This window comes from Halobaculum sp. EA56 (assembly GCF_051195075.1).
Lineage (GTDB): Archaea > Halobacteriota > Halobacteria > Halobacteriales > Haloferacaceae > Halobaculum.
The window spans coordinates 1-643 of record NZ_JBNTJX010000130.1 but is presented as its reverse complement, the minus strand read 5'-3'; the positions used below and the strand labels follow the sequence as shown (position 1 = coordinate 643).

The following is a 643-nucleotide window of genomic DNA, read 5'->3' as shown; positions in this document are numbered from 1 at the left end:
CTCGATATCGACGTCCGTGTCGTCGACGCTGCCGAGTGGGAGCATGGCGACGCGAAAGGCGTCTGCAAACACCGGACTCTCCACGGATGCCAACCCGTCGTCGAAGCGAAAGCCCGCTCAAATCAGGCCGATCTCGCCGTGACGTTGATTCACGAGTACGCCCACGCACTGCTCCATTTCGATGTCGACGACGAACCCGAGCGTGCAAAACGCGAGATCGAAGCCGAAGCCGTTGCGTACATCGTCGGGCGGTATTTCAACCTAGATACGAGCGGATCAGCGTTCTATCTTGCCGCGTGGCAGGACGACGATGCGGAGAGCATTCAGGAGCGACTCGGCCGGATCAGTTCGACCGCGCAGGAGGTCATCGGGACAGTTGTAGACGGCTGAACACCTCCTTCCCGGCTGTTAACCAACGCCGGAGGGTACTATCCCACTCTGTTGGTTAATTCGTTCGGCGTCCGACCCTGCGTGTTTCGATCGGTCTCAAGACATACCCCACCGGCAGTCGATGTTATAGTTCAGAATCGATTCGGCGCTGCTGGTCACGAAGGAACTCAACGACGGCATCGATATCCTGTTCGGGAACCGTTTGCTGTTCGAAGACCCCTTTGAACGCGTCCGCAAAATCTTCCGACGTGAG

General features: G+C 58.0%; 1 pseudogene. It reads left to right on the top strand.

Going from position 1 to position 643, the window contains the following annotated elements:
- Positions 1 to 390: pseudogene (locus ACQUQ1_RS22570) on the top strand (DUF955 domain-containing protein); the annotation flags it as partial.
- Between the last annotated feature and the right edge of the window lie 253 nt (positions 391 to 643).